The sequence below is a fragment of the Escherichia sp. KTE96 genome, from assembly GCF_000408525.1.
Lineage (GTDB): Bacteria > Pseudomonadota > Gammaproteobacteria > Enterobacterales > Enterobacteriaceae > Escherichia > Escherichia marmotae.
Map to the genome: position 1 here is coordinate 2,596,893 of NZ_KE137149.1, position 24,327 is coordinate 2,621,219.

A 24,327-nucleotide genomic window follows, 5' to 3' on the forward strand; every position below is an offset into this window, starting at 1 on the left:
ATAGCGGCCTCGACGGCAGCCTTGCGCGGATCAGCAACGGTTGTTGCGTCGTTGATCTGTTGTAATTCTGCCTGCTTCGCTCTGGCTTGCGCTTTACGCGCTTCCCGTGCTGCAATAATTGCGCTGTTATCCGGACGTTCGCCAGCTTTGATCACAATAGGCTGCGTGGCCTGGGCCTGCTTCTCTTTCACACGTGCCAGTGCGGCAGCAATCGCGTCTTTGTCTTTGGCTGCAGGTTGTACCGCCGCGCTCTTATGTCGTTCAAGACGCGCGGCTTTTTCGCGCTCCAGACGTGCCTGACGGGCTTCAAAACGCGCTTTTGCTTCTGCGGCGCGTTTCTCTTCCTGACGAATGGCGGCAATTTCTGCTTTTTCCTGACGGAAATATTGCACCAGTGGAATGTTGCTCGGGCAAACCCAGGCGCAGGCCCCACATTCAATACAGTCGGCAATGTTGTGCGCGGTGGCTTTATCGTGCTGCTGACCTTTGCTGAACCAGTACAACTGTTGCGGCAGAAGATCGGCAGGGCAGGCGTCAGCACAGGCGCTACAGCGGATGCAGCTTTGTTCTTCCTGCGGTTCACCGAGTTCACTGGCCGACGGTGCCAGCAGGCAGTTAGTGATTTTGACGACCGGCACATCCAGCCACGGCAATGTAAAGCCCATTAGCGGGCCGCCCATAATCACCATTTGATCAGCAGAAGGACGGAATCCGGCATCATCCAATAAATGACGCACAGGTGTACCCAGTCGCGCCCAGACGTTACCCGGACGTGCAATGGCTTCACCAGTCAGCGTCACCACGCGCTCGGTAATGGGCTCGCCATCGATAACTGCGCGTTTCACCGCGTAAGCGGTGCCGACGTTTTGCATTAACACACCGATATCTGATGAACGGCCGCCGTGTGGCACCTGCTTCCCGGTCAGGATGTACGTTAACTGTTTGGCACCGCCGGAAGGATATTTAGTTGGAATAACCCGTAGAGCGATATCGCGGGAGTCTGCCAGCACTGCGCGCAGCATGGAAATCGCCTGTGGTTTGTTATCTTCAATACCGATAAGAATTTCGCGCGGTTGTAGGATATGCGCAAGAATGCGAATGCCTTCCACCACCTGAGCGGCGCAATCCTGCATCAGACGGTCATCGGCGGTAATATACGGTTCGCACTCGGCAGCATTGATAATCAAGGTTTCGATTTTATCGCCGCCACCCTGCAATTTAACACCCGTAGGGAAGCCCGCCCCCCCCAGCCCGGCGACGCCAAACTGATGAATACGTTCAATTAACTCTTCCCGGCTACGTGAGCGGTAATCGCTCCAGCCGTCACGTGGGATCCAGCAGTCTTCACCATCAGCATCAATAATCACGCTTAACTCAGCTAATGCTGAAGGATGAGCCGTAGAGTGGGGGGCAATAGCTGTAACGGTGCCGGAGGTTGGTGCGTGAACCGGCAGCATTTTGCCGCGACCGCGAGTGAGTGGCTGACCGCGCAGCACTTTATCCCCGACGCTAACACACAGCTCACCTTCAGCGCCAATATGTTGCTTCAGCGGAATGACAAATCGCTGCGCCAGTGGCACCTGGCGTAGAGGCGTACCGTTGGACTGGGTTTTCATTTCCGGTGGATGAATACCGCCGTTGAAGTCCCAGATTTTATTTTTTTTGAAAGCAGAAAATAACTTAAACATGGTGTTCCACGGGAATGATGCGCACGGGAATGGTGTTCAGATCCCATTTCCAGGAGTCAGGCGTTTCTGCGACCGGTTGTAAGGAGATGCAGTGTGTAGGGCATGGGTCAACGCAAAGATTGCAGCCCGTGCACAGATCGCTCATCACTGTATGCATTGCGCGGGTAGCGCCAACAATGGCGTCTACCGGACACGCCTGAATGCACTTAGTGCAGCCAATACAGTTATTTTCATCAATAACTGCCACCATGCGCGCAGGCGTCAACTCTTGCGCTTCGCCATCCAGCGGCTGTGGCTCGACATTAAGCAACTCGGCAATTTTCAACATCACAGCTTCGCCACCAGGTGCGCAGCGGTTGATTTTTTCGCCATTACAACTGATGGCTTCCGCATACGGACGACAGCCTGGATAACCGCACTGACCACACTGGCTTTGCGGTAAAATTTCGTCAATTTTCTCAACGACCGGATCGTCTTCCACCGCAAAACGGCGGGAGGCATAACCCAGAATGGCGCCAAACACCAGGCCCAGCAGGCTCACGGCGGCAACGGCAATCCAGATAGCATTCATTACAACTTCACCAAACCACTAAAGCCCATAAAGGCCAGAGACATAAGACCCGCAGTAATCAGCGCAATGGCATTACCACGAAAAGGGGCCGGAACATCGGCCACAGCAAGACGTTCGCGAATGGCGGCAAAAAGCACCATCACCAGCGAGAAGCCGACAGCAGCAGAAAAACCGTACAGCGCCGACTGCAAGAAATTGTGCCCGAGGTTGATATTCAGCAACGCTACGCCGAGCACCGCACAGTTGGTGGTGATAAGCGGCAGAAAAATCCCGAGTAGTCGATAAAGTACCGGGCTGGTTTTACGCACCACCATCTCGGTGAACTGCACGACTACGGCAATCACCAGAATAAACGCCAGGGTGCGCAGGTAAATCAGATTGAGTGGGATTAAAATCCACGTGTCGATAAGCCAGGCGCAAATAGACGCCAGCGTCATCACAAATGTTGTTGCCAGCCCCATGCCCATCGCGGTTTCCAGCTTTTTGGAAACCCCCATAAACGGACAGAGACCCAGAAACTTGACCAGTACAAAGTTATTGACCAGTACAGTTCCGACAAACAGTAACAGGTAGTCAGTCATTTTTCGGCCTGAAATAAAAAAGCCGCCTATTATCCGTTAATCCAGAGCAGGCGACAACAGGTTAACTGTAAGGTTATTACGGATTCACAAACGTCGCTTTCACCCGCGACGAGCGTTTGAAATAGGGGACGATCAATGCAGTTGCCAACAAAGTAAACAGCAACTGGCGAACGGCTACACCATCTTCAACCGGAGAAAACGCGAAGGCTTTAACTGCCAGTAATACGGAAATCAGTAGCCAGATAATATAATGTTTAGGAACACAACGCCGACGTTTAAAGAAAGCGATGGTTAACCACAGTGTGTAATACCACATAGCGATGGCGGTAATAAACGAAACGCCCCATGAGATTTGCGTTGTCAGGGATTGTTCGCTGAGCGTTTTAAATGTTTGAGGAGAAGATAACGCTGCGGAGTACAGCAACAGCGCCAGCGTCGTACTCAGTAAGGCAACTAACAGCCAGGCTAACGGGCCAAGCAACCAGCCTCCAATACGTTGTGGCGTTGTGGTGGTCATAAGTTCTCCAGAATAGCGACAGCAAACGGGCAAATCTAATTTTAGGGGCGTCATTATAAAGCTTTTATAACCGATCGCTACTTTCTTTATTGAACGTAGTGCCAGACCGATTTCGGAACCTGCCCGAGGTCAAACAAACGCCCGCCAGAAACCAGCTCTGCTCGGCGGTGATCGGCTGCACGATACATATTTATAATATCCTGATCGTCCGTCAGGGTGTAATTAAGATGATCGTAGAGTTTTTCCAGGCTTTCGAGTGAATTGATTTTACGAAATTTTAATAAGTATTCCTGAGCTGTCATAAAAGATCCATTAAATAACTAATACCAAAGTGGTAGGCATTATATGTAATGATAAAATCTCACCATAGGTGAACGTTAAAGCAATAATAAGAATGTGCTGATGGCAAATAATTCTGGGATGAAATACTGCTAATAAAAGAGTAACGCGCTTTACTATCCCTGACAATCGTCAACAACACCGTGCAAAATAATAAATTCCTGGTTTAAATACCCGACAAGTCAAAACATGCACCCGGACGGGCTGCATGTTGCCCTGCAAACGCAGAGATTACTTGTGTTGTACCGGGGTACTCTGTTCAGGCGGCTGGTAGTTGTCAATGTGACTCGCCACGCCAAGAAGAATGACTGAAACGATAAGAACGATCCAACCTGTTAATTCAATAAGACGATTCATTACTGCCCACATCTATGTTGATTGATCCATTAACTAAGGCCGTAAATGTTACTTAGCAATAATTGCTCCAGCAAGATTTTTACTGATGTTTTTGCGATATTTATCTTTTGCCTTCAGAAAATTCGCTCTTTTTTTGACTTAAGTTAAATAACCCCCCGTATTGCAGGCAGGTTATTAAACTGTTGAGAGAGGGTAAAGGATAGTGTCAAATAGCATCATACTTCAATGAGAGGCAATGACATGAGCGACAACATCCGTGTTGGGTTGATTGGGTACGGTTATGCGAGCAAAACCTTCCATGCTCCCCTGATTGCGGGCACGCCCGGGCTGGAGCTGGCGGTGATCTCCAGCAGTGACGAAACAAAAGTGAAGGCTGATTGGCCAACAGTTACGGTTGTCTCTGAACCGAAGCATCTCTTTAATGATCCTAATATTGACCTGATTGTCATTCCTACGCCCAACGATACCCATTTTCCGTTAGCAAAAGCGGCACTGGAAGCGGGTAAACATGTGGTTGTTGATAAGCCTTTCACCGTGACACTGTCACAAGCACGGGAGCTGGATGCTCTGGCAAAGAGTCTTGGGCGCGTGTTGTCAGTGTTTCATAACCGTCGCTGGGATAGCGATTTCCTGACGCTAAAAGGTTTGCTCGCGGAAGGCTTGCTGGGGGAAGTGGCTTACTTTGAGTCTCATTTCGACCGCTTCCGTCCACAGGTGCGCGATCGCTGGCGTGAACAGGGCGGCCCCGGTAGCGGTATCTGGTACGATTTAGCGCCGCATTTGCTCGATCAGGCTATTACGCTGTTTGGCTTACCCGTCAGCATGACCGTAGATTTAGCACAGTTACGCCCGGGAGCGCAGTCGACAGATTATTTCCACGCCATTTTGTCCTACCCACAGCGGCGGGTCATTTTACACGGCACTATGTTGGCGGCAGCAGAGTCGGCACGCTATATCGTTCATGGTTCTCGCGGCAGCTACGTTAAGTATGGACTCGATCCACAGGAAGAGCGGCTGAAAAATGGCGAACGTTTGCCGCAGGAAGATTGGGGCTATGATATGCGTGACGGCGTACTTACCCGTGTTGAAGGTGAGGAACGCGTCGAAGAAACACTGCTGACGGTGCCGGGAAATTATCCGGCTTACTACGCTGCTATTCGTGATGCGTTGAATGGTGACGGAGAAAATCCGGTGCCGGCAAGTCAGGCGATTCAGGTGATGGAACTCATTGAACTTGGTATCGAATCCGCCAAACATCGCGCGACGCTGTGCCTGGCGTGATAATCGATTTTTGGAGCCGGATAAAGCGACTACACTGCATCCGGCGATGAATTCAAATGCCTGATACGACGCTTACGCGCCTTATCAGGCATGTTCTTACTTCGCAGTCACTTTTTCTCTCAGAGCACGTTTCTCATCGGCGCTCAAAAACGCCATTTCCAGACCGTTAATCTGCGCCTGGCGAATTTGCTCGCGAGATAAACCCGCAGCGGGTGCGGCGACGGTATATTCGTGAATGATATCTACGCCCTGAACCCCCGGATCATCAGTGTTAATGCTGGCGCAAATACCATGCTCAAGGAACGTTTTCAGTGGATGTGCCACCAGAGAGGCTACGGTACTGGTCTGAATATTTGAGGTCAGACAGGATTCAATACCAATTTGCTGTTCGGCAAGAAAATCCATCAGCGCCCGATCTTCAATGGCTTTTACGCCATGTCCAATACGTTCCGCCCCCAGTTCACGAATAGCCTGCCAGATGCTTTCCGAGCCAGCAGCTTCACCTGCATGAACAGTAATATGCCAACCCGCATCACGTGCGCGATTGAAGTGAGAAAGGAACAGACTCCCCGGGAAACCAAGTTCATCACCGGCTAAATCCAGCGCGGTAATCTGGTCACGGTGGGCTAAAAATGCCTCCAGTTCTTGCTGGCAGGCGGCTTCGCCAAAGGTTCGACTCATAATGCCGATAAGATTCGCCTGCACACCAAAAGTGCGGCAACCTTCACGCACGCCATCAATGACGGCTTCAACCACGCCCGCAACAGGCAACTGATGCGTCATCGCCATGTAGCCTGGCGAAAAACGTAGTTCGACATAGTGCAGGCCGTTTCGAGCGGCATCTTCAATATTTTCAAATGCCACGCGACGGCAGGCATCAAGAGAAGCGAGAACTTTAACGCCCCAGTCAAGTTTGCTCAGGAAGCTGACCAGATCGGGTTCGTTGGCGATGACCTGAACGTGGGGGATCAGCGTTTCCAGCGATTGTGCAGGAAGTGAAATATTATACTGGCGGCCAAGTTCAAGGATGGTCTGGGGACGAATGTTGCCATCAAGGTGGCGATGGATATCAGTTAATGGCAGGGTGGTATCAATCATGGTCGCACTCTTTTTCTGGATATAAAAGTGCGCACCATTATAAAAACAAAGCAGGGTAAAAATCTACGATTGCGCAACGATTATTTGCGTTGCGCAATCGCAATCAACGTACAGTGCGGATGGCGTTAATTAATCCGGCGACACCTTTTTCCAGTTTCGAACGAGGGCATCCGGCATTGAGACGAACAAAGCCACGGCCTTCTTCGCCGTAGGTATATCCCGGCATGATCGCCACTTTTTCTTGCTCAATCAGGACTTTTTGCAGTGCATTGTCATCAATGTTCAGAGGCCGTAAATCAAGCCAGGCGAGATAAGTGGATTGTGGGGGCTGCCAGTTGAGTTCCGGGAACGCGGCGTTCATTGTATTGGCGATATACCTCAGATTGTCTTTCAGATAGACACGTAAGGCATCCAGCCACGCTGCGCCTTGCTGATAGGCGGCGATATGTGCTGTTAATGCCAGTACAGAAGGGGAGGAAAGCCCATCACGACCTTTCAGTGCTGATAAATACGTCTCGCGGCTCTCGCTGTTTTCAATGATACCGTAAGCTCCGGTCAGGGCAGGAATATTGAAACTTTTCGAACCAGAAGTCAGCAGCGCCCAGTCTCCGCGCGCCACGTTGCTCCAGGGAATATGTGGTTGCTCATCCCATACCATATCCATATGGATTTCATCGGAGATAACGCGTACACCATAGCGTTCGCAAAGGTCTGCCATTATCTCCAGTTCATCGCAAGTCCAGACTTTACCCGTGGGGTTCTGCGGGCTACACAGGAGCATAATTTTACATTCTGGTTTCGCCAGTACAGCTTCCAGTTTTGCCATATTGCAAAACCAACCGTCCTCCCGCTTCTCTAAAGCAACGGGCATCACGGTGCGCTGATTACCTTCAATGGCTTTGTAAAATGCGTCGTAAGCGGGGGTATGGATCATCACGCCTTCACCGACGGCAGACCACTGGCGAATCAATTCCGACACCATATAGATAACAGAAGGGCCATAAACCACCGACTGCGTATCAATGGCGGTGTTATGTTGGGTGGAAAACCAGTGGGCAATTGCCGCGAGAAACTCATCGTTTTTCCAGCGGCTGTAGCCAAACACACCGTGCATCAGGCGCTGATTCAGCGCCTCGATAATGCAGGGTGCGGTGGCAAAATCCATGTCTGAAATCGTGAACGGCAGCAGATCCGCAGAGCCGAAACGGTCAGCGACATAGTCCCATTGTGTACACCATGTTCCATGACGATCCACGACCTTTGAAAAATCGAACATATTTTATCCTTATGCCTGAACAGTGCGCATCAAACCGGCCATTTCATCTTTTACCGATTGAACTTGCGGCCCAATAACAACCTGCAGGTTATGTTGATTCAATTGAACTACGCCAATTGCCCGATTGTCCTTCAGCGCCTGCACATTCACAAGCGACATATCTTTCACAGACAAACGCAGGCGAGTAATACAGTTATCAAGGCTGACAATATTGTCGGCACCACCCAGGGCTTCGAGGATTGCCGGAACGTTGTAACCTGATTTACCCGGCGTACCGACAACGGCTTTTTCGATTGAGCTGGCGATTTCACTGTCGCGCCCCGGTGTTTTCAGATTGAAGCGGGTGATAGCGAAACGGAAGATGACGTAGTAAACAACAAACCAAATTGCCGCCACCACTGGCACCATGTACCACTTAGTCGACAGACCATGCAAAATACCGAATACCACAAAGTCGATGATATTACCGTCGGTATTACCGATGGTGACACCGAGAACGGACATGACAGTGAAGCCGAGGCCGGTTAACAGTGCGTGGATGACATACAGGACTGGCGCAACGAACAGGAACAGGAACTCCAGCGGTTCTGTGGTGCCGCCAACGACACAGGCGATCAGGCCAGAAATCAGCAGGCCTTTAATTTTATGGCGATTTTCCGGGCGTGCGCAGTGATACATGGCTAATGCCGCACCAGGCAGGCCGCCGAGGAAGGCAGGCATTTTTCCCTGGGAGAGGAAACGCGTAGCGCTTTCAGAGAAACCGTGTGTGGTCGGGCAGCTTAATTGCGCCTGGAAGATAGTCAGCGCGCCGCTTACGGTTTGACCGCAGACTTCCTGCGTGCCGCCCGCATCAGTAAAGCGAATTAATGCCACCAGAATGTGATGCAGACCAAACGGCAACAGCAGACGTTCGCCAGTACCAAACAGCATCGGTCCGAAATCGCCTGCGCTATTGATCATATGACCTAATCCACTAATGCCCATAGCAAATATCGGCCAGACTAACGGAATTACCAGACCGACAAGTCCCATCACCAGTGAGGAGATAATGGGCACGAAGCGGGTGCCGCCGAAGAACGCCAGCGCATCTGGCAGGCGGATATTATGGAAACGCTCATGCAGCATCCAGACAATGATACCGGCGATCACTGCACCGAGGATCCCGGTGTCGATCGACTGGATCCCAAGAATACTCTGGATATTATTGGCTTTCAGAACGGCTGCATCGGTGGTTGGTAGAATGCCTTTATTGGTCAACCAGAAGTTAACCGCAAGGTTCATGACCGCGTAACCGACAAAACCCGCGAATGCTGCAACACCTTTGTTTTCACGCGCCAGCCCGAGTGGGATTGCAATACAGAACATCACTGGCAGAAAGCTAAAAGCAAACGAGCCAACCTTACTCATCCAGGTAAAGATGGCCTGCAACACGGGGTTACCCAATGCCGGGATTAGGGTGATGACATCGTGGCTGCTAAGGGAACTGCCAATTCCGAGCATAATGCCGCAGAACGACAATAACGCCACGGGTAACATAAAGGTTTTGCCTAACTGCTGGAAGAATTCCCACAGCGTGACTTTCGGTGCTGCTTTCGCCGTCATAAAACGACTCCTTGTTGAGAACAGTCTGGATTCAATAAATTGCGCGAGAAGATAAAACGTTTTATCAAATTTTAGTGAGGCATAAATCACATTACGCAACGATAATAGCGGGTATAAGATAAATTAAAGGTAAAACGTTTTATCTGTCACATAATCAGGGAGTAGGTCATCTGCATGGCTACCGCCAAAAAAATCACCATTCATGATGTTGCGCTGGCTGCGGGCGTGTCAGTCAGTACCGTTTCGCTGGTGCTTAGTGGCAAAGGGCGAATATCTGCCGCCACGGGAGAACGGGTTAACGCGGCCATTGAAGAGTTAGGCTTTGTGCGAAATCGCCAGGCATCTGCGCTGCGCGGCGGGCAGAGTGGCGTAATTGGCTTAATTGTGCGCGACTTATCTTCGCCGTTTTACGCTGAATTAACGGCCGGGCTGACAGAGGCACTGGAAGCACAGGGGCGGATGGTTTTTTTGCTCCACGGCGGTAAAGATGGCGAGCAACTGGCCCAGCGATTTTCACTGCTACTGAATCAGGGTGTCGATGGTGTGGTGATTGCCGGTGCGGCAGGAAGCAGTGATGACCTGCGGCGCATGGCAGAAGAAAAAGACATCCCGGTGATTTTTGCATCCCGTGCCAGCTATCTTGAAGATGTGGATACTGTTCGCCCGGATAACATGCAGGCAGCGCAGTTATTGACGGAACACCTTATTCGCAATGGGCATCAGCGTATCGCCTGGCTGGGAGGGCAAAGTTCCTCTTTAACCCGCGCGGAACGAGTGGGTGGATATTGCGCAACACTATTAAAATTTGGTCTGCCGTTTCACAGCGATTGGGTACTGGAATGTTCTTCCAGCCAGAAGCTGGCTGCGGAAGCTATAACGGCGCTTTTGCGCCATAACCCGACCATCAGCGCGGTGGTGTGCTACAACGAAACCATTGCGATGGGCGCGTGGTTTGGTTTACTGAAAGCAGGGCGGCAAAGCGGCGAAAGCGGGGTCGATCGTTATTTTGAGCAACAGGTTTCATTAGCGGCATTTACTGATGTAACGCAAACTGCTCTTGATGATTTTCCGATTGTCTGGGCCTGCACACCTGCGCGGGAACTGGGCTTTACGCTTGCCGATCGCATGATGCAAAAAATCAGTCACGAAGAGAATCACTCTCGAAATCTGATTATCCCCGCGCGGCTCATTACGGCGAAATAATCTCTCTTTATCTGCTATACCTGGTAGTGTCTTTTCCCCGAGGTTAATGATAAAAAATGTGGCACACAGGCGGTGCCTTTTAATTTATTTACTGAAGTTCACAGGAGGTTTATGTGTTTAATTCTGACAACCTGAGACTCGACGGAAAATGCGCCATCATCACCGGTGCGGGTGCTGGTATTGGTAAAGAAATTGCCATTACATTCGCGACAGCAGGTGCATCTGTGGTGGTCAGTGATATTAATGCCGATGCAGCAAATCATGTTGTTGATGAGATTCAACAGCTTGGTGGACAGGCATTTGCCTGGCGTTGTGATATTACTTCCGAACAGGAATTATCTGCTCTGGCAGACTTTGCCATCAGTAAGTTGGGCAAAGTGGATATTCTGGTTAACAACGCGGGTGGCGGTGGTCCTAAACCGTTTGATATGCCAATGGCGGATTTCCGCCGCGCTTATGAACTGAATGTGTTTTCTTTTTTCCATCTGTCACAACTCATTGCGCCAGAAATGGAAAAAAATGGCGGAGGCGTTATTCTGACTATCACTTCTATGGCTGCAGAAAATAAAAATAAAAACATGACTTCCTATGCGTCATCTAAAGCTGCGGCCAGTCATCTGGTGAGAAATATGGCATTTGATCTGGGTGAAAAAAATATTCGGGTGAATGGCATTGCGCCGGGGGCAATATTAACTGATGCTCTAAAATCCGTTATTACGCCAGAAATTGAACAAAAAATGTTGCAGCACACGCCAATCAGACGTCTGGGTCAACCGCAAGATATTGCTAACGCGGCGCTGTTTCTGTGTTCACCTGCTGCCAGTTGGATAAGCGGGCAAATACTCACCGTATCCGGCGGTGGGGTACAGGAGCTTAATTAATCGCTAGCAGGCCGGTAAACAACTGAGTGAGTGTTGTTTACCGGTACAGCGAGTTCAGCAGTGAAAAAACGCCAGAAAACTGGTAACCATGTTATGTTCATTGGTTGACCAATTATCGTGTGAATAGTAAACGAATCGGGTGTGCCTTCGCACTATTCAACAGCAATGATAGGCGCTCACCTGACAACGCGGTAAACTAGTTATTCATGCTAACTATATTGGTTTAACGATGGATAACATGCAGACTGAAGCACAACCGACACGGACCCGGATCCTCAATGCTGCCAGAGAGATTTTTTCAGAAAATGGATTTCACAGTGCCTCGATGAAAGCCATCTGTAAATCCTGCGGTATAAGTCCCGGGACGCTTTACCACCATTTCATTTCTAAAGAAGCCTTGATTCAGGCAATTATCCTCCAGGATCAGGAGAGGGCGCTGGCCCGCTTCCGGGACCCTATCGAAGGGATTCATTTTGTAGAATATATGGTCGAGTCGATAGTCTCCCTGACGCATGAAGCCTTTGCCCAGCGGGCGCTGGTGGTAGAGATTATGGCGGAAGGAATGCGTAATCCGCAGGTTGCCGCTATGCTCAGGAATAAGCATCTGACAATCACCGAATACATCGCCCAGCGTATGCGCGATGCCCAGCAAAAAGGTGAGATAAGTCCTGACATTAACACGGCGATGACCTCTCGTTTATTGCTGGATCTGACCTATGGCGTACTGGCCGACATTGAAGCCGAAGACCTGGCGGGTGACGCGTCATTTGCCCAGGGATTACGTGCGATGATTGGCGGTATTTTAACCGCATCCTGATATCTTCTTGCCGCGGGCCGGTGACCACTGCGCCCGCATTTAATGTCCTTAACAGCACCATACCAAAACGTTCTCGCCTGATCGCAAAATCCCGTTAACACATACACCACAACCATATGTCACGGAAATTTAGCGTTTTAAATCACTCGAACGAGCGTTCGGTTGCTTATTTTGTGGCTTCTGTCAACGTTGTTTTAGAGATTAATGCGATCCATGTCACGCTGTGGGTATTGCAGTTTTTGGTTTTTTGATCGCGGTGTCAGTTCTTTTTATTTCCATTTCTCTTCCGTGGGTTTCTCACAGATAACTGTTTGCATTGCTTAATTGGTTAACTAATCAAATTAAAGGTTGACCAGTATTTTTATCTTAATGAGGAGTCCCTTATGTTACGTCCTGTAGAAACCCCAACCCGTGAAATCAAAAAACTCGACGGTCTGTGGGCATTCAGCTTGGATCGCGAAAACTGTGGAAATGATCAGCGTTGGTGGGAAAGCACGTTGCAAGAGAGTCGGGCGATTGCCGTACCAGGCAGTTTTAACGATCAGTTTGCTGATGCGGATATTCGTAATTATGTGGGCAATGTCTGGTATCAGCGCGAAGTCTTTATACCCAAAGGTTGGGCGGGCCAGCGTATCGTGCTGCGTTTCGATGCGGTCACTCATTACGGCAAAGTGTGGGTTAATAATCAGGAAGTGATGGAGCATCAGGGCGGCTATACGCCGTTTGAAGCCGATGTTACTCCATATGTGATTGCCGGAAAAAGTGTGCGTATCACCGTTTGTGTGAACAATGAGCTAAACTGGCAGACTATCCCGCCGGGAATGGTGATTACCGACGAAAACGGCAAGAAAAAGCAGTCTTATTTCCATGATTTCTTTAACTACGCCGGGATCCACCGCAGCGTAATGCTCTATACCACGCCGAACACCTGGGTGGACGATATCACCGTGGTGACGCATGTAGCGCAAGACTGCAACCACGCTTCCATTGACTGGCAGGTGGTGGCCAATGGTGATATCAGCGTCGAACTGCGTGATGCTGATCAGCAGGTTGTCGCAGCCGGACAAGGTCACAGCGGAACCTTGCAAGTGGTGAACCCGAATCTCTGGCAACCCGGTGATGGGTATCTCTATGAACTGTGCGTCACCGCAAAAAGCCAGACAGAGTGCGACATCTATCCACTGCGCGTCGGTATCCGCTCGGTGGCAGTAAAGGGTGAACAGTTCCTGATCAACCACAAACCGTTCTACTTCACTGGCTTTGGTCGTCATGAAGATGCGGATTTGCGTGGCAAGGGATTCGATAACGTGCTGATGGTGCACGATCACGCATTGATGGACTGGATTGGTGCCAACTCTTACCGCACCTCGCATTACCCTTACGCTGAAGAGATGCTCGACTGGGCTGACGAACATGGCATTGTGGTGATTGATGAAACTGCCGCCGTCGGCTTTAACCTTTCTTTAGGAATTGGTTTCGAAGCGGGCAACAAACCGAAAGAACTGTACAGCGAAGAGGCGGTCAATGGGGAAACCCAGCAGGCGCACTTACAGGCGATTAAAGAACTGATTGCGCGTGACAAAAACCACCCAAGCGTGGTGATGTGGAGCATTGCCAATGAACCAGATACCCGCCCGCAAGGTGCCCGGGAATATTTCGCGCCACTGGCAGAAGCAACGCGTAAACTCGACCCGACACGACCGATCACCTGCGTCAATGTGATGTTCTGCGACGCTCACACCGATACCATCAGCGATCTCTTTGATGTGCTGTGTCTGAACCGTTATTACGGCTGGTATGTCCAAAGCGGCGATCTGGAGACGGCAGAAAAGGTACTGGAAAAAGAACTGCTTGCGTGGCAGGAGAAACTGCATCAGCCGATTATCATCACCGAATACGGGGTGGATACGTTAGCCGGTCTGCACTCGATGTACACCGATATGTGGAGTGAAGAGTATCAGTGCGCGTGGCTGGATATGTATCACCGCGTCTTTGACCGCGTTAGTGCTGTCGTTGGTGAACAGGTATGGAACTTCGCTGATTTTGCGACTTCGCAGGGCATTCTGCGCGTTGGCGGTAACAAGAAAGGGATTTTCACTCGTGACCGCAAACCAAAATCGGCGGCTTTCTCGCTGCAAAAACGCTGGACTGGCATGAATTTCGGTGAAAAACCGCAGCAGGGAGGCAAAAAATGAATCAACAACTCTCATGGCGCACCATCGTCGGCTACAGCCTCGGTGACGTTGCCAATAACTTCGCCTTCGCCATGGGGGCGCTCTTCCTGTTGAGTTACTACACCGACGTCGCTGGCGTCGGTGCCGCTGCGGCGGGCACCATGCTATTACTGGTGCGGGTATTCGATGCTTTTGCTGACGTCTTCGCCGGACGGGTGGTAGACAGCGTAAATACCCGTTGGGGCAAATTCCGCCCCTTCTTGCTGTTCGGCACTGCACCGTTAATGATCTTCAGCGTGCTGGTTTTCTGGGTGCCGACCGACTGGAGTCATAGCAGCAAAGTGGTGTATGCATATTTGACTTATATGGGGCTGGGGCTTTGTTACAGCCTGGTCAATATACCTTATGGCTCACTGGCAACTGCCATGACCCAACAACCACAATCCCGCGCCCGTCTGGGCGCGGCTCGCGGGATTGCCGCTTCGCTGACCTTTGTCTGCCTGGCTTTTCTGATTGGCCCGAGCATTAAGCACTCCAGCCCGGAGGAGATGGTGTCGGTATACCATTTCTGGACGATTACCCTGGCGATTGCCGGGATGGTGCTTTACTTCATTTGCTTTAAATCGACGCGCGAGAATGTAGTGCGTATCGTGGCGCAGCCGTCATTGAAGATCAGCCTGCAAACGCTGAAACGGAATCGTCCGCTGTTTATGTTGTGCATCGGCGCGCTATGTGTGCTGATCTCGACCTTCGCGGTCAGTGCTTCGTCGTTGTTCTACGTGCGCTATGTACTGAATGATGCCGGGTTGTTTACTGTGCTGGTGTTGGTGCAAAACCTGGTCGGCACAGTGGCATCGGCACCGCTGGTGCCGGGAATGGTTGCCAGAATCGGTAAAAAGAATACCTTCCTGATTGGCGCTCTGCTGGGAACTTGTGGTTATTTGCTGTTCTTCTGGGTTTCAGTCTGGTCGCTGCCGGTGGCACTGATCGCGTTAGCCATCGCTTCAGTTGGTCAGGGCGTTACCATGACGGTGATGTGGGCGCTGGAGGCCGATACTGTAGAATATGGTGAATACCTGACCGGTGTACGCATTGAAGGGCTTACCTATTCATTATTCTCATTTACCCGAAAATGTGGACAGGCAATAGGGGGTTCAATTCCCGCCTTTATTTTGGGATTAAGCGGATATATTGCGAATCAGGCACAAACGCCGGAAGTTATTATGGGGATCCGCACATCAATTGCCTTAGTCCCTTGCGGATTTATGCTACTGGCATTCGTTATAATTTGGTTTTATCCGCTGACTGATAAAAAATTCAAAGAAATTGTGGTCGAAATTGATAATCGTAAAAAAATGCAGCAGCAATTAATCAGCGATATCACTAATTAATATCTTATAAAAATAATCAGAACATCAAAGGTGCAACTATGAGAAAAATAGTGGCCATGGCCGTTATTTCCCTGACGGCTGCCTCTGGCCTTACCTCCGCTTACGCTGCACAACTGGCTGACGATGAAGCGGGACTACGAATCAGACTGAAAAATGAATTGCGCCGGGCTGACAAGCCCAGTGCTGGCGCGGGAAGAGATATTTACGCATGGGTGCAAGGAGGATTGCTCGATTTTAATAGCGGTTATTACGCTAATATTATTGGCGTCGAAGGTGGAGCCTATTATGTTTATAAATTAGGTGCTCGTGCTGATATGAGTACCCGATGGTATCTTGATGGCGATAAAAGTTTTGGCTATGCATTGGGTGCGGTAAAAATAAAACCGAGTGAAAAGAGTTTACTTAAATTAGGTCGTTTCGGGACAGATTATAGTTATGGTAGTTTACCTTATCGTATTCCGTTAATTGCTGGCAGTTCGCAACGTACATTACCGACCGTTTCTGAAGGAGCATTAGGTTATTGGGCTTTAACGCCCAATATTGAACTGTGGGGAATGTGGCGCTCCCGGGTATTTTTATGGACTGATTCAACAACCGGTATCCGTGATGAAGGTGTTTATAACAGCCAGACCGGAAAATACGATAAACATCGCGCTCGTTCTTTTTTAGCTGCCAGTTGGCATGATGATACCAGCCGTTATTCTTTGGGGGCATCGGCACAGAAAGATGTTTCTAATCAGCTACAAACTATTTTTGAGAAAAGCATTTCGCTCGCCCAGGATTATGCGCTGAAAGGGGAGTTGCTCGGCTTTTATGCGCAACTGGAAGGCTTAAGTCGTAACACCAACCAGCCCAATGAAACGGCGCTGGTTAGCGGCCAACTGACGTGGAGCGCGCCGTGGGGAAGCGTGTTTGGTAGCGGTGGTTATCTGCGTCATGCGATGAACGGAGCCGTGGTGGACACCGATATTGGTTATCCTTTCTCGTTAAGTCTTGATCGTAACCGGGAAGGTATGCAGTCCTGGCAATTGGGTGTCAATTATCGTTTAACCCCGCAATTTACGCTGACATTGGCACCGATTGTGACTCGCGGCTATGAATCCAGTAAACGAGATGTGCGGATTGAAGGCGCAGGTATCTTAGGCGGTATGAACTATCGGGTCAGCGAAGGGCCGCTACAAGGGATGAATTTCTTTCTTGCAGCCGATAAAGGACGGGAAAAGCGCGATGGTAGTACGCTGGGCAATCGCCTGAATTACTGGGATGTGAAAATGAGTATTCAGTATGACTTTATGTTGAAGTGAAAAAACGCCGGAGAGAAAACTCTCCGGCGTTTTGGCTGTGAATTACTGTTGCGGGATGGCCGGTACAGCCGGAACGGTAAGTGCTGGCATCGCAAACATACCGACAAAATCTTCCAGCGACATTTTCTGACCATTCAACGTGATCTGACCGTTAGCATATTGCAGGCTGGTGGTGATGGCATTGTCCTGCAAGGTGGTCAGACGGAACATCTGGCCTATTGCTGATGCACCTTCAACTTGCTGTTTCGCCAGCTTTTTAGCTTGATCTTCCTGATAGCCTTCCAGCTTCGCCACCTGAGTCATCAGTTCGGTTGCCATATCGACCGGAATGGTCAGTTTTGCATCCAGAGATTTAACCGAGCGATCAACTTCCTGCGCCAGTGTTTGCGGCGCTTCTTTAGTCGCTGCCGGATCTTTCAGGAACAGCGACAAATTCAGCGCGCTTTCACCCTGACTGTTTTTCCAGCTTAACGGCGCAATCGTAATTACCGGATCGCCTTTTAACATCAGCGGCAGGGCGCTAAAGAAGGCTTCCGTCACTTTCTCCTGATAAAGTTCGGCATTGTTGGCAATCTCTGGCTGTGCCAGTAACGCCTGTGTTTGCGCGTTATATTGCTGGCTAAACTGATGCCAGGCTTCACCGTCAATCTGACCGACTTTTAAAGTCAGCTTGCCGCTGCCCAGATCCTGATTCTGTACCTTCAGGCTGTTTAGCGAGTAATCCAGTTGGCTATTGATCGTTTTACCGTCATTAACCAGGTCTGATTTACCACTGATCTCCATGCCTTCCAACAGAGCCAGTTCTTTGCCTTCCACTGAAATGGTCATTTTTTCCAGCGACAGTTTTTGGTTACCCACGCGCTCACCGAAACTTGCCAGCGTGCTGGAACCATCGGTTTTCAGATTATTAAAGGTCAACTGCACTTTCTGGTTGTATTCGTTAACTGCATCGACCCGACCGCTTTGCGCCTCCCCGGAAAGGGAGATGGCTTTACCGTCTCGGTCAGCATTTAACTGGAACTCACCGCCGCTAAAGGCGACTTTTTCATCTTTTTGCTCGTAATTCAGTGGCTTGAGCGAGATATCTGAACTGGAATCGCCGCTGTAACCGATGCGAGAGTTAATCTCAAAAGGTGTATCTCCTTTTGCCATATCAAACAGTGGCTTGCTCACAGCGTTATTGACCAGCGTGGTTTGAATCGACGCCATCGACGGGATCAAATTCAGTTTTTTAAGCTGGGCCAGAGGGAAGGGACCGTGGTCAACAGATTCATTGAAGATGACGCTCTGGCCACTTTTAATCCACGGATTTTCTTTCCCGGCGATGGGCTTCACCACTAATTGCAACTGGCTGCTGAACACGCCGCGATGATAGTTTTGATAACTCACTTCCAGGTTGGATTCAGGAGCTGTCAGTTTGAGTTGCGCGTTCGCCTGTGCGACCATGTCTTCGAGATGGGTTTCAATCTTCTTGCCTGTGTACCATGCGCCGCCTGTCCAGACTACGCCGAGCGCAACAATGACGCCTACCGCTACCAGCGATTTATTCATAATGATTATCCATAAATGAAATCAGGCGGACTGGCCGCCTGAAGTGTTATAAGCCTTTAATAAGCTTAGCAAGAGATGTTAATTATTTCAGTAAGCTCTTACAGCTTGTTGTAAACACGCGCTAAACGTCCGTGGCCTTTCACCGTCACCGGCGACTCATTGGCGGCAATAAATGCGGACTCACCCGGTTTAAGCGCTAACTGTTGAGAACCTTTACCCAGTGTTGCTTCGCCTTCAACGCAGAACAAAATGGCGGCACTTTGCTGGCTGATGGTAGTTTCTTCATCGCTAAGGTCATGCAGCGAGAAAGCAAAATCATCAACCGGAATCGGGAAGTCCAGCTCTGCACCTTGTTTCACCGGCTGGGTCAGCAACTGGCTGGCCGGTTTGGCTTCAAACTTAACGTTGGCAACCAGCTCCGGAATATCAATATATTTTGGCGTCAGACCCGCACGCAGCACGTTATCGGAGTTCGCCATCACTTCCAGCGCCACGCCTTGCAGGTAGGCGTGTGGTGTTTCTGCGAACAGGAACATCGCTTCACCAGGGTTCAGTTTTACCACATTCAGTAACAGTGGGGAGAACAGGCCGCTGTCATCCGGGTAAAATTCAGCAATTAAACGAATCGTTTGCCACGGCTCACCCTGTTGGCTGTCGAGCGCCGATTTCAAAATCGCCAGCGCGCGGGATTTCTCTTCACCCTGCATATTCAACAGGCTGGCGAACAGTTCGCTTAAACGTTCGGCATTGGGCTGCTGTAAAAAATGAGCAATCGCCGGATGCGCGCCCGCGACGGGCTGGAGCAGGGAAACAATCTCGGAAAACTCACGAAACGCGTTCATCGCGAGGAAAGGGGTCAGGGCAAAAACCAGCTCTGGCTTGTGGTTAGGATCTTTATAGTTACGCTCGGCGGCATCCATTGGAATGCCGGCGGCATTTTCTTTGGCAAAACCGATTTCAGAATTGCGTTTATTTGGATGAACCTGAATGGAGAGCGGCTGGGCTGCGCATAACACTTTGAACAGGAAAGGCAGTTCGCCAAAGCGCCTGGCAACGGCATCTCCCAGCAGAGTTGATTTATCACCCTCAATCTCATCACGCAGTGAAACGATATCTCCGGCGGCATTGTGCACACGTGAACTGCTCTTCGGATGTGCGCCCATCCACAATTCAGCCATCGGCTGGTTGGATGGATTTTCCATGCCATAAAGTTCAGTCAGTGCCGTTTTGCTTCCCCAGGCATAGTTTTGCACTGAGTTAATAAGTTTTTGCATGATCAATCCCTGTTTGAATGTGGAAATTAATCCCGCTATTAAAGCAAGAATCCTACGGGAAGTAACCTGGAGCCGCAAAAAGTCGTACTAGTCTCAGTTTTTGTTAAAAAAGTGTGTAGGATAATGTAACTCGCTTTTAACAGGGCAATGGAACACCCGCCCAGAGCATAACCAAACCAGGCAGTAAGTGAGAGAACAATGTCAAACAAACCCTTTCATTATCAGGCTCCTTTCCCACTCAAAAAAGATGATACCGAATACTACCTGCTGACCAGCGAACACGTTAGCGTATCTGAATTTGAAGGGCAGGAGATTTTGAAAGTCGCGCCAGAAGCGTTAACTTTGTTGGCGCGTCAGGCGTTTCATGATGCGTCATTTATGCTGCGTCCGGCTCACCAGCAGCAAGTGGCCGATATCCTGCGCGACCCGGAAGCCAGCGAAAACGACAAATATGTGGCGCTGCAATTCCTGCGCAACTCCGACATCGCCGCAAAAGGCGTTCTGCCAACCTGCCAGGATACCGGCACCGCGATAATCGTCGGTAAAAAAGGGCAGCGTGTATGGACCGGTGGTGGTGATGAAGCGGCGCTGGCGCGCGGTGTCTATAACACCTATATCGAAGATAACCTGCGCTACTCGCAAAACGCAGCGCTGGATATGTATAAAGAGGTGAATACTGGCACCAACCTGCCAGCGCAGATCGATCTTTATGCTGTTGATGGCGACGAGTATAAATTCCTCTGTATCGCCAAAGGTGGCGGTTCCGCAAACAAGACGTATCTCTATCAGGAAACCAAAGCGTTACTGACGCCAGGGAAACTGAAAAATTATCTGGTTGAGAAAATGCGTACGCTGGGCACGGCGGCGTGTCCTCCGTATCACATTGCCTTCGTGATCGGTGGTACATCTGCGGAAACTAACCTTAAAACAGTAAAACTGGCTTCCGCTAAATACTATGACGAGCTGCCAACGGAAGGGAATGAGCACGGTCAGGCGTTCCGTGATGTGGAGCTGGAAAAAGAGTTGCTGATTGAAGCGCAAAATCTTGGTCTGGGGGCGCAGTTTGGCGGTAAATATTTTGCCCATGATATCCGCGTGATTCGTCTGCCACGCCACGGCGCATCCTGTCCGGTTGGTATGGGCGTTTCCTGTTCTGCTGACCGTAATATCAAAGCGAAAATCAATCGTCAGGGGATCTGGATCGAAAAACTGGAACATAATCCAGGCAAATATATCCCGGAAGAATTGCGTAAAGCAGGGGAAGGCGAAGCGGTGCGCGTTGACCTTAATCGTCCGATGAAAGAGATCCTCGCACAGTTGTCGCAGTATCCCGTTTCTACCCGCTTGTCGCTGAACGGCACGATTATTGTCGGTCGTGATATTGCCCACGCCAAACTGAAAGAGCGCATGGACAACGGCGAAGGGTTACCGCAATACATCAAAGATCACCCGATTTACTATGCTGGTCCGGCAAAAACGCCAGAAGGTTATGCCTCCGGCTCTCTTGGCCCAACGACCGCCGGACGGATGGATTCTTACGTCGATCAACTGCAAGCGCAGGGCGGCAGTATGATCATGCTGGCGAAGGGTAATCGCAGTCAACAGGTGACCGATGCTTGTAAAAAACATGGTGGCTTTTACCTTGGCAGTATCGGCGGCCCGGCAGCAGTGCTGGCGCAGGGCAGTATTAAGAGCCTGGAATGTGTTGAATATCCGGAACTGGGTATGGAAGCTATCTGGAAAATTGAAGTGGAAGATTTCCCGGCATTTATCCTTGTTGATGATAAAGGGAATGACTTCTTCCAGCAGATTCAACTCACGCAGTGTACCCGCTGCGTGAAATAAGCGGGCGGATAAGGCGTTCACGCCGTATCCGGCATGAACAAAGCGTACTTTGCAAACAATCTGAGCCGCCCTTTACTTCGGGGCGGCTTTTTTACATGGCACGAAAGACCAAACATTTGTTACAAAATAGTAAATAATGAGTGAGCTAAAAGTTGCTTAACGAAAGCAAAACAGAAAGAAAAAATTAATCAGGTGAGGAGCAGGCCATGAATACAGTACGCAGCGAAAAAGATTCGATGGGTGCGATCGATGTCCCGGCAGATAAGCTGTGGGGCGCACAAACTCAACGCTCGCTGGAGCATTTCCGTATTTCCACGGAGAAAATGCCCACCTCACTGATTCATGCGCTGGCGCTGACTAAGCGTGCAGCGGCAAAAGTTAACGAAGATTTAGGTTTACTCTCTGAAGAGAAAGCGAGTGCTATCCGTCAGGCAGCGGATGAAGTGCTGGCGGGACAGCATGACGATGAATTTCCGCTGGCTATCTGGCAGACGGGTTCCGGCACGCAAAGCAACATGAATATGAACGAAGTGCTGGCCAATCGGGCGAGCGAACTGCTCGGTGGCGTGCGCGGAATGGAACGTAAAATTCACCCTAACGACGACGTGAACAAAAGCCAAAGTTCAAATGATGTCTTTCCGACAGCAATGCACGTTGCGGCGCTGCTGGCGCTACGCAAGCAACTCATCCCGCAGCTTAAAACACTGACACAAACGCTGAATGAGAAATCGCGCGCATTTGCCGATATCGTCAAAATTGGTCGTACCCACTTGCAGGACGCCACGCCGCTGACACTGGGCCAGGAGATTTCCGGCTGGGTAGCGATGCTGGAGCATAATCTCAAACATATTGAATACAGCCTGCCGCATGTGGCGGAACTGGCGCTGGGCGGTACAGCGGTAGGGACGGGGCTGAATACCCATCCGGAATATGCCCGTCGCGTAGCGGATGAGCTTTCGGTAATTACCTGTGCGCCGTTTGTTACTGCTCCGAACAAATTTGAAGCACTGGCGACCTGCGATGCACTGGTTCAGGCTCATGGCGCGTTGAAAGGGCTGGCGGCGTCACTGATGAAAATTGCGAACGATGTCCGCTGGTTGGCTTCAGGCCCTCGCTGTGGCATTGGCGAAATCTCAATTCCGGAAAACGAGCCGGGCAGCTCAATCATGCCAGGGAAAGTGAACCCAACGCAGTGTGAAGCGTTAACCATGCTTTGCTGTCAGGTGATGGGAAACGACGTGGCGATCAACATCGGTGGCGCTTCCGGTAATTTCGAACTGAACGTCTTCCGCCCGATGGTGATCCACAATTTCCTGCAATCGGTGCGCTTACTGGCGGATGGCATGGAAAGTTTTAACAAACATTGTGCAGTGGGAATTGAGCCGAATCGTGAGCGAATCAATCAATTGCTCAATGAGTCGCTAATGCTGGTGACTGCGCTCAACACCCACATTGGCTATGACAAAGCCGCTGAGATCGCTAAAAAAGCACACAAAGAAGGGCTGACTTTAAAAGCCGCAGCCCTTGCGTTGGGGTATCTTAACGAAGCCGAGTTTGATAGTTGGGTACGACCAGAACAGATGGTCGGCAGTATGAAAGTCGGGCGTTAATCTGCAACATACAGGTGCAGCCGTGGAATGATTAAGCGAAGCGGCTGCGCCTGGGGTTTGTAACGGTGCTGCACATTGTCGGCATCATAATTTAGCAGCTCGCCAACGTCCGGCACACCAGCACCATTATCCCGATTAACCAACGCGATAAGCGGCGTAGGGCAGGCATGTTGTACCTGTTTTTGATCTCCCTTATACCAGACACGGGCAATTGGCTGCACCTTCACCGGACGTTTGATTTTTAATTTCGCATCCTGCGGCAGGGCGGCGATATCCTGATACTCACGCTCCAGTTTTCCTTGCCACTCCTCGCGCGTCCACGGCGCGACGCTGCGTGGTGATTTCAGGCTTTTTTCCAGTTGAGCCAGTACTTCATCACGATGCAAATTCTTAATGATATGCTTATTCGCCCAGCCAAAACGTAAAGTGGCAGGATCGTGAAGAACCGTGAGCGTGCGGTAAGCGTTAAGGGTAATCAGTCCCGGCAAATGACGATGTACCCATTCAAAACGCGCCGCCGTGGGGAGTTCTGACTCAACCGTGACGATATGTTCAAAAGTGGTTTTGAGTTGATTGATGCGCTGAATATGACTTGCCAGCGCCGCTTGTGAAAGATTATCGACCTGATAACACAACACGCCAGGCAGACGAACAGCGGCCTTGCTGCTGCGGTTTTCGGACTGTTGCTGAATAAACAAATGGCGGAAATGACGTAGTGCCAGCGCCTGCGCCTCTTTGCCGAGATGTTGCTTAACTTCAATGCAATTCAGCGGATTATGCTCATCCGCTTTTTTGACTTCCGGTAAAGAGAACACGCGGGCAACCAGCAACTTGTGCTGCTCAAGCTCAGCGGCAAACGCGGCCAGTTCTTGCTCCATCTGACGAAAGGTAGTATTGAGTCGGTCAACGAGATCGTAACGAGCCATAAAATCACCATTTTAGTTACAACATACTTATTATATAACAC

Annotated in this window: 21 protein-coding genes; 9 read left to right on the forward strand and 12 right to left on the reverse strand. The window is 50.3% G+C overall.

The features are described 5' to 3' along the window. The 6 genes from rsxC to blr form a co-directional block, all read right to left on the reverse strand. Positions 1-1,688 (reverse strand): electron transport complex subunit RsxC (rsxC, locus tag A1WG_RS02440; RefSeq protein ID WP_001516337.1); only part of this gene is annotated, 1,688 nt, incomplete at its 3' end. Continuing rightward, positions 1,681-2,259 (reverse strand): electron transport complex subunit RsxB, encoded by a 579-nt coding sequence (gene rsxB, locus A1WG_RS02435; RefSeq protein WP_000991825.1) that lies wholly within the window; start codon positions 2,257-2,259, stop codon positions 1,681-1,683. The genes rsxC and rsxB, both read right to left, overlap by 8 nt. Then, positions 2,259-2,840 carry an electron transport complex subunit RsxA gene (gene rsxA / locus A1WG_RS02430; protein ID WP_000133193.1) on the reverse strand — a complete coding sequence of 194 codons (582 nt, stop codon included), beginning with the start codon at positions 2,838-2,840 and terminating at the stop codon, positions 2,259-2,261. Before rsxA ends, rsxB begins: the two co-directional genes overlap by 1 nt. A 76-nt stretch (positions 2,841-2,916) precedes the next feature. Beyond that, complete coding sequence (locus A1WG_RS02425; RefSeq protein ID WP_001516338.1) at positions 2,917-3,357, reverse strand: DUF2569 domain-containing protein; 441 nt, start codon at positions 3,355-3,357, stop codon at positions 2,917-2,919. Positions 3,358-3,443: 86 nt separating this feature from the next. Beyond that, a complete protein-coding gene (ydgT, locus tag A1WG_RS02420; protein ID WP_000126621.1) occupies positions 3,444-3,659 on the reverse strand; it encodes a transcription modulator YdgT in 216 nt (71 codons plus the stop codon). 268 nt (positions 3,660-3,927) lie between these two features. After that, positions 3,928-4,053, reverse strand: a complete 126-nt coding sequence (gene blr, locus A1WG_RS0122455) for a division septum protein Blr (protein ID WP_032141301.1) — start codon at positions 4,051-4,053, stop codon at positions 3,928-3,930. Positions 4,054-4,293: 240 nt separating this feature from the next. On the opposite strand from blr, the gene A1WG_RS02415 reads away from it, so the two are divergent. Further along, complete coding sequence (locus tag A1WG_RS02415; protein ID WP_001282501.1) at positions 4,294-5,334, forward strand: oxidoreductase; 1,041 nt, start codon at positions 4,294-4,296, stop codon at positions 5,332-5,334. A 96-nt stretch (positions 5,335-5,430) separates the two neighbouring features. Here the strand turns inward: A1WG_RS02415 and add are convergent, their stop codons facing one another. The 3 genes from add to malX all read right to left on the reverse strand — a co-directional run bounded on the left by add (position 5,431) and on the right by malX (position 9,310). Then, on the reverse strand, positions 5,431-6,432 hold the full coding sequence (gene add, locus A1WG_RS02410) for an adenosine deaminase (RefSeq protein ID WP_000567479.1): 1,002 nt from the start codon (positions 6,430-6,432) through the stop codon (positions 5,431-5,433). Between the two features lie 103 nt (positions 6,433-6,535). Next, complete coding sequence (locus tag A1WG_RS02405; protein WP_001516339.1) at positions 6,536-7,708, reverse strand: MalY/PatB family protein; 1,173 nt, start codon at positions 7,706-7,708, stop codon at positions 6,536-6,538. Positions 7,709-7,717: 9 nt separating this feature from the next. Further along, the gene (malX, locus tag A1WG_RS02400) at positions 7,718-9,310 is read right to left on the reverse strand and encodes a PTS maltose transporter subunit IICB (protein ID WP_001516340.1); all 1,593 of its coding nucleotides are present in this window, start codon (positions 9,308-9,310) and stop codon (positions 7,718-7,720) included. Between the two features lie 174 nt (positions 9,311-9,484). On the opposite strand from malX, the gene malI reads away from it, so the two are divergent. From malI to uidC, 6 genes are all read left to right on the forward strand, one after another. Next, complete coding sequence (gene malI, locus A1WG_RS02395; RefSeq protein ID WP_001516341.1) at positions 9,485-10,513, forward strand: mal regulon transcriptional regulator MalI; 1,029 nt, start codon at positions 9,485-9,487, stop codon at positions 10,511-10,513. A 113-nt stretch (positions 10,514-10,626) separates the two neighbouring features. Further along, on the forward strand, positions 10,627-11,394 hold the full coding sequence (hdhA, locus tag A1WG_RS02390; protein ID WP_000483368.1) for a 7-alpha-hydroxysteroid dehydrogenase: 768 nt from the start codon (positions 10,627-10,629) through the stop codon (positions 11,392-11,394). A gap of 229 nt (positions 11,395-11,623) precedes the next feature. Further along, positions 11,624-12,211 carry a DNA-binding transcriptional regulator UidR gene (gene uidR / locus A1WG_RS02385; RefSeq protein WP_000369704.1) on the forward strand — a complete coding sequence of 196 codons (588 nt, stop codon included), beginning with the start codon at positions 11,624-11,626 and terminating at the stop codon, positions 12,209-12,211. 383 nt (positions 12,212-12,594) lie between these two features. Continuing rightward, entirely contained in the window at positions 12,595-14,406 is a 1,812-nt protein-coding gene (gene uidA / locus A1WG_RS02380; protein ID WP_001516343.1) for a beta-glucuronidase, read from the forward strand. Continuing rightward, complete coding sequence (gene uidB / locus A1WG_RS02375) at positions 14,403-15,776, forward strand: glucuronide transporter (protein WP_001075870.1); 1,374 nt, start codon at positions 14,403-14,405, stop codon at positions 15,774-15,776. Before uidA ends, uidB begins: the two co-directional genes overlap by 4 nt. Positions 15,777-15,814: 38 nt before the next feature. Then, on the forward strand, positions 15,815-17,080 hold the full coding sequence (gene uidC, locus A1WG_RS02370; RefSeq protein ID WP_001516344.1) for a glucuronide uptake porin UidC: 1,266 nt from the start codon (positions 15,815-15,817) through the stop codon (positions 17,078-17,080). A 42-nt stretch (positions 17,081-17,122) separates the two neighbouring features. Here the strand turns inward: uidC and A1WG_RS02365 are convergent, their stop codons facing one another. Both A1WG_RS02365 and manA read right to left on the reverse strand, forming a co-directional pair. Further along, on the reverse strand, positions 17,123-18,631 hold the full coding sequence (locus A1WG_RS02365; protein WP_001516345.1) for a YdgA family protein: 1,509 nt from the start codon (positions 18,629-18,631) through the stop codon (positions 17,123-17,125). 98 nt (positions 18,632-18,729) lie between these two features. Continuing rightward, on the reverse strand, positions 18,730-19,905 hold the full coding sequence (manA, locus tag A1WG_RS02360) for a mannose-6-phosphate isomerase (RefSeq protein ID WP_001516346.1): 1,176 nt from the start codon (positions 19,903-19,905) through the stop codon (positions 18,730-18,732). A gap of 198 nt (positions 19,906-20,103) precedes the next feature. Between manA and fumB the strand changes: the two genes are divergently transcribed. Both fumB and fumC read left to right on the forward strand, forming a co-directional pair. Beyond that, positions 20,104-21,750 (forward strand): class I fumarate hydratase, encoded by a 1,647-nt coding sequence (gene fumB / locus A1WG_RS02355; RefSeq protein WP_001516347.1) that lies wholly within the window; start codon positions 20,104-20,106, stop codon positions 21,748-21,750. A gap of 206 nt (positions 21,751-21,956) precedes the next feature. Beyond that, the gene (gene fumC / locus A1WG_RS02350) at positions 21,957-23,360 is read left to right on the forward strand and encodes a class II fumarate hydratase (RefSeq protein WP_001516348.1); all 1,404 of its coding nucleotides are present in this window, start codon (positions 21,957-21,959) and stop codon (positions 23,358-23,360) included. On the opposite strand, the gene tus is transcribed toward fumC, so the two are convergent. Continuing rightward, positions 23,357-24,286 carry a DNA replication terminus site-binding protein gene (gene tus / locus A1WG_RS02345; protein ID WP_000135173.1) on the reverse strand — a complete coding sequence of 310 codons (930 nt, stop codon included), beginning with the start codon at positions 24,284-24,286 and terminating at the stop codon, positions 23,357-23,359. The genes fumC and tus overlap by 4 nt on opposite strands. Positions 24,287-24,327 lie beyond the last annotated feature (41 nt).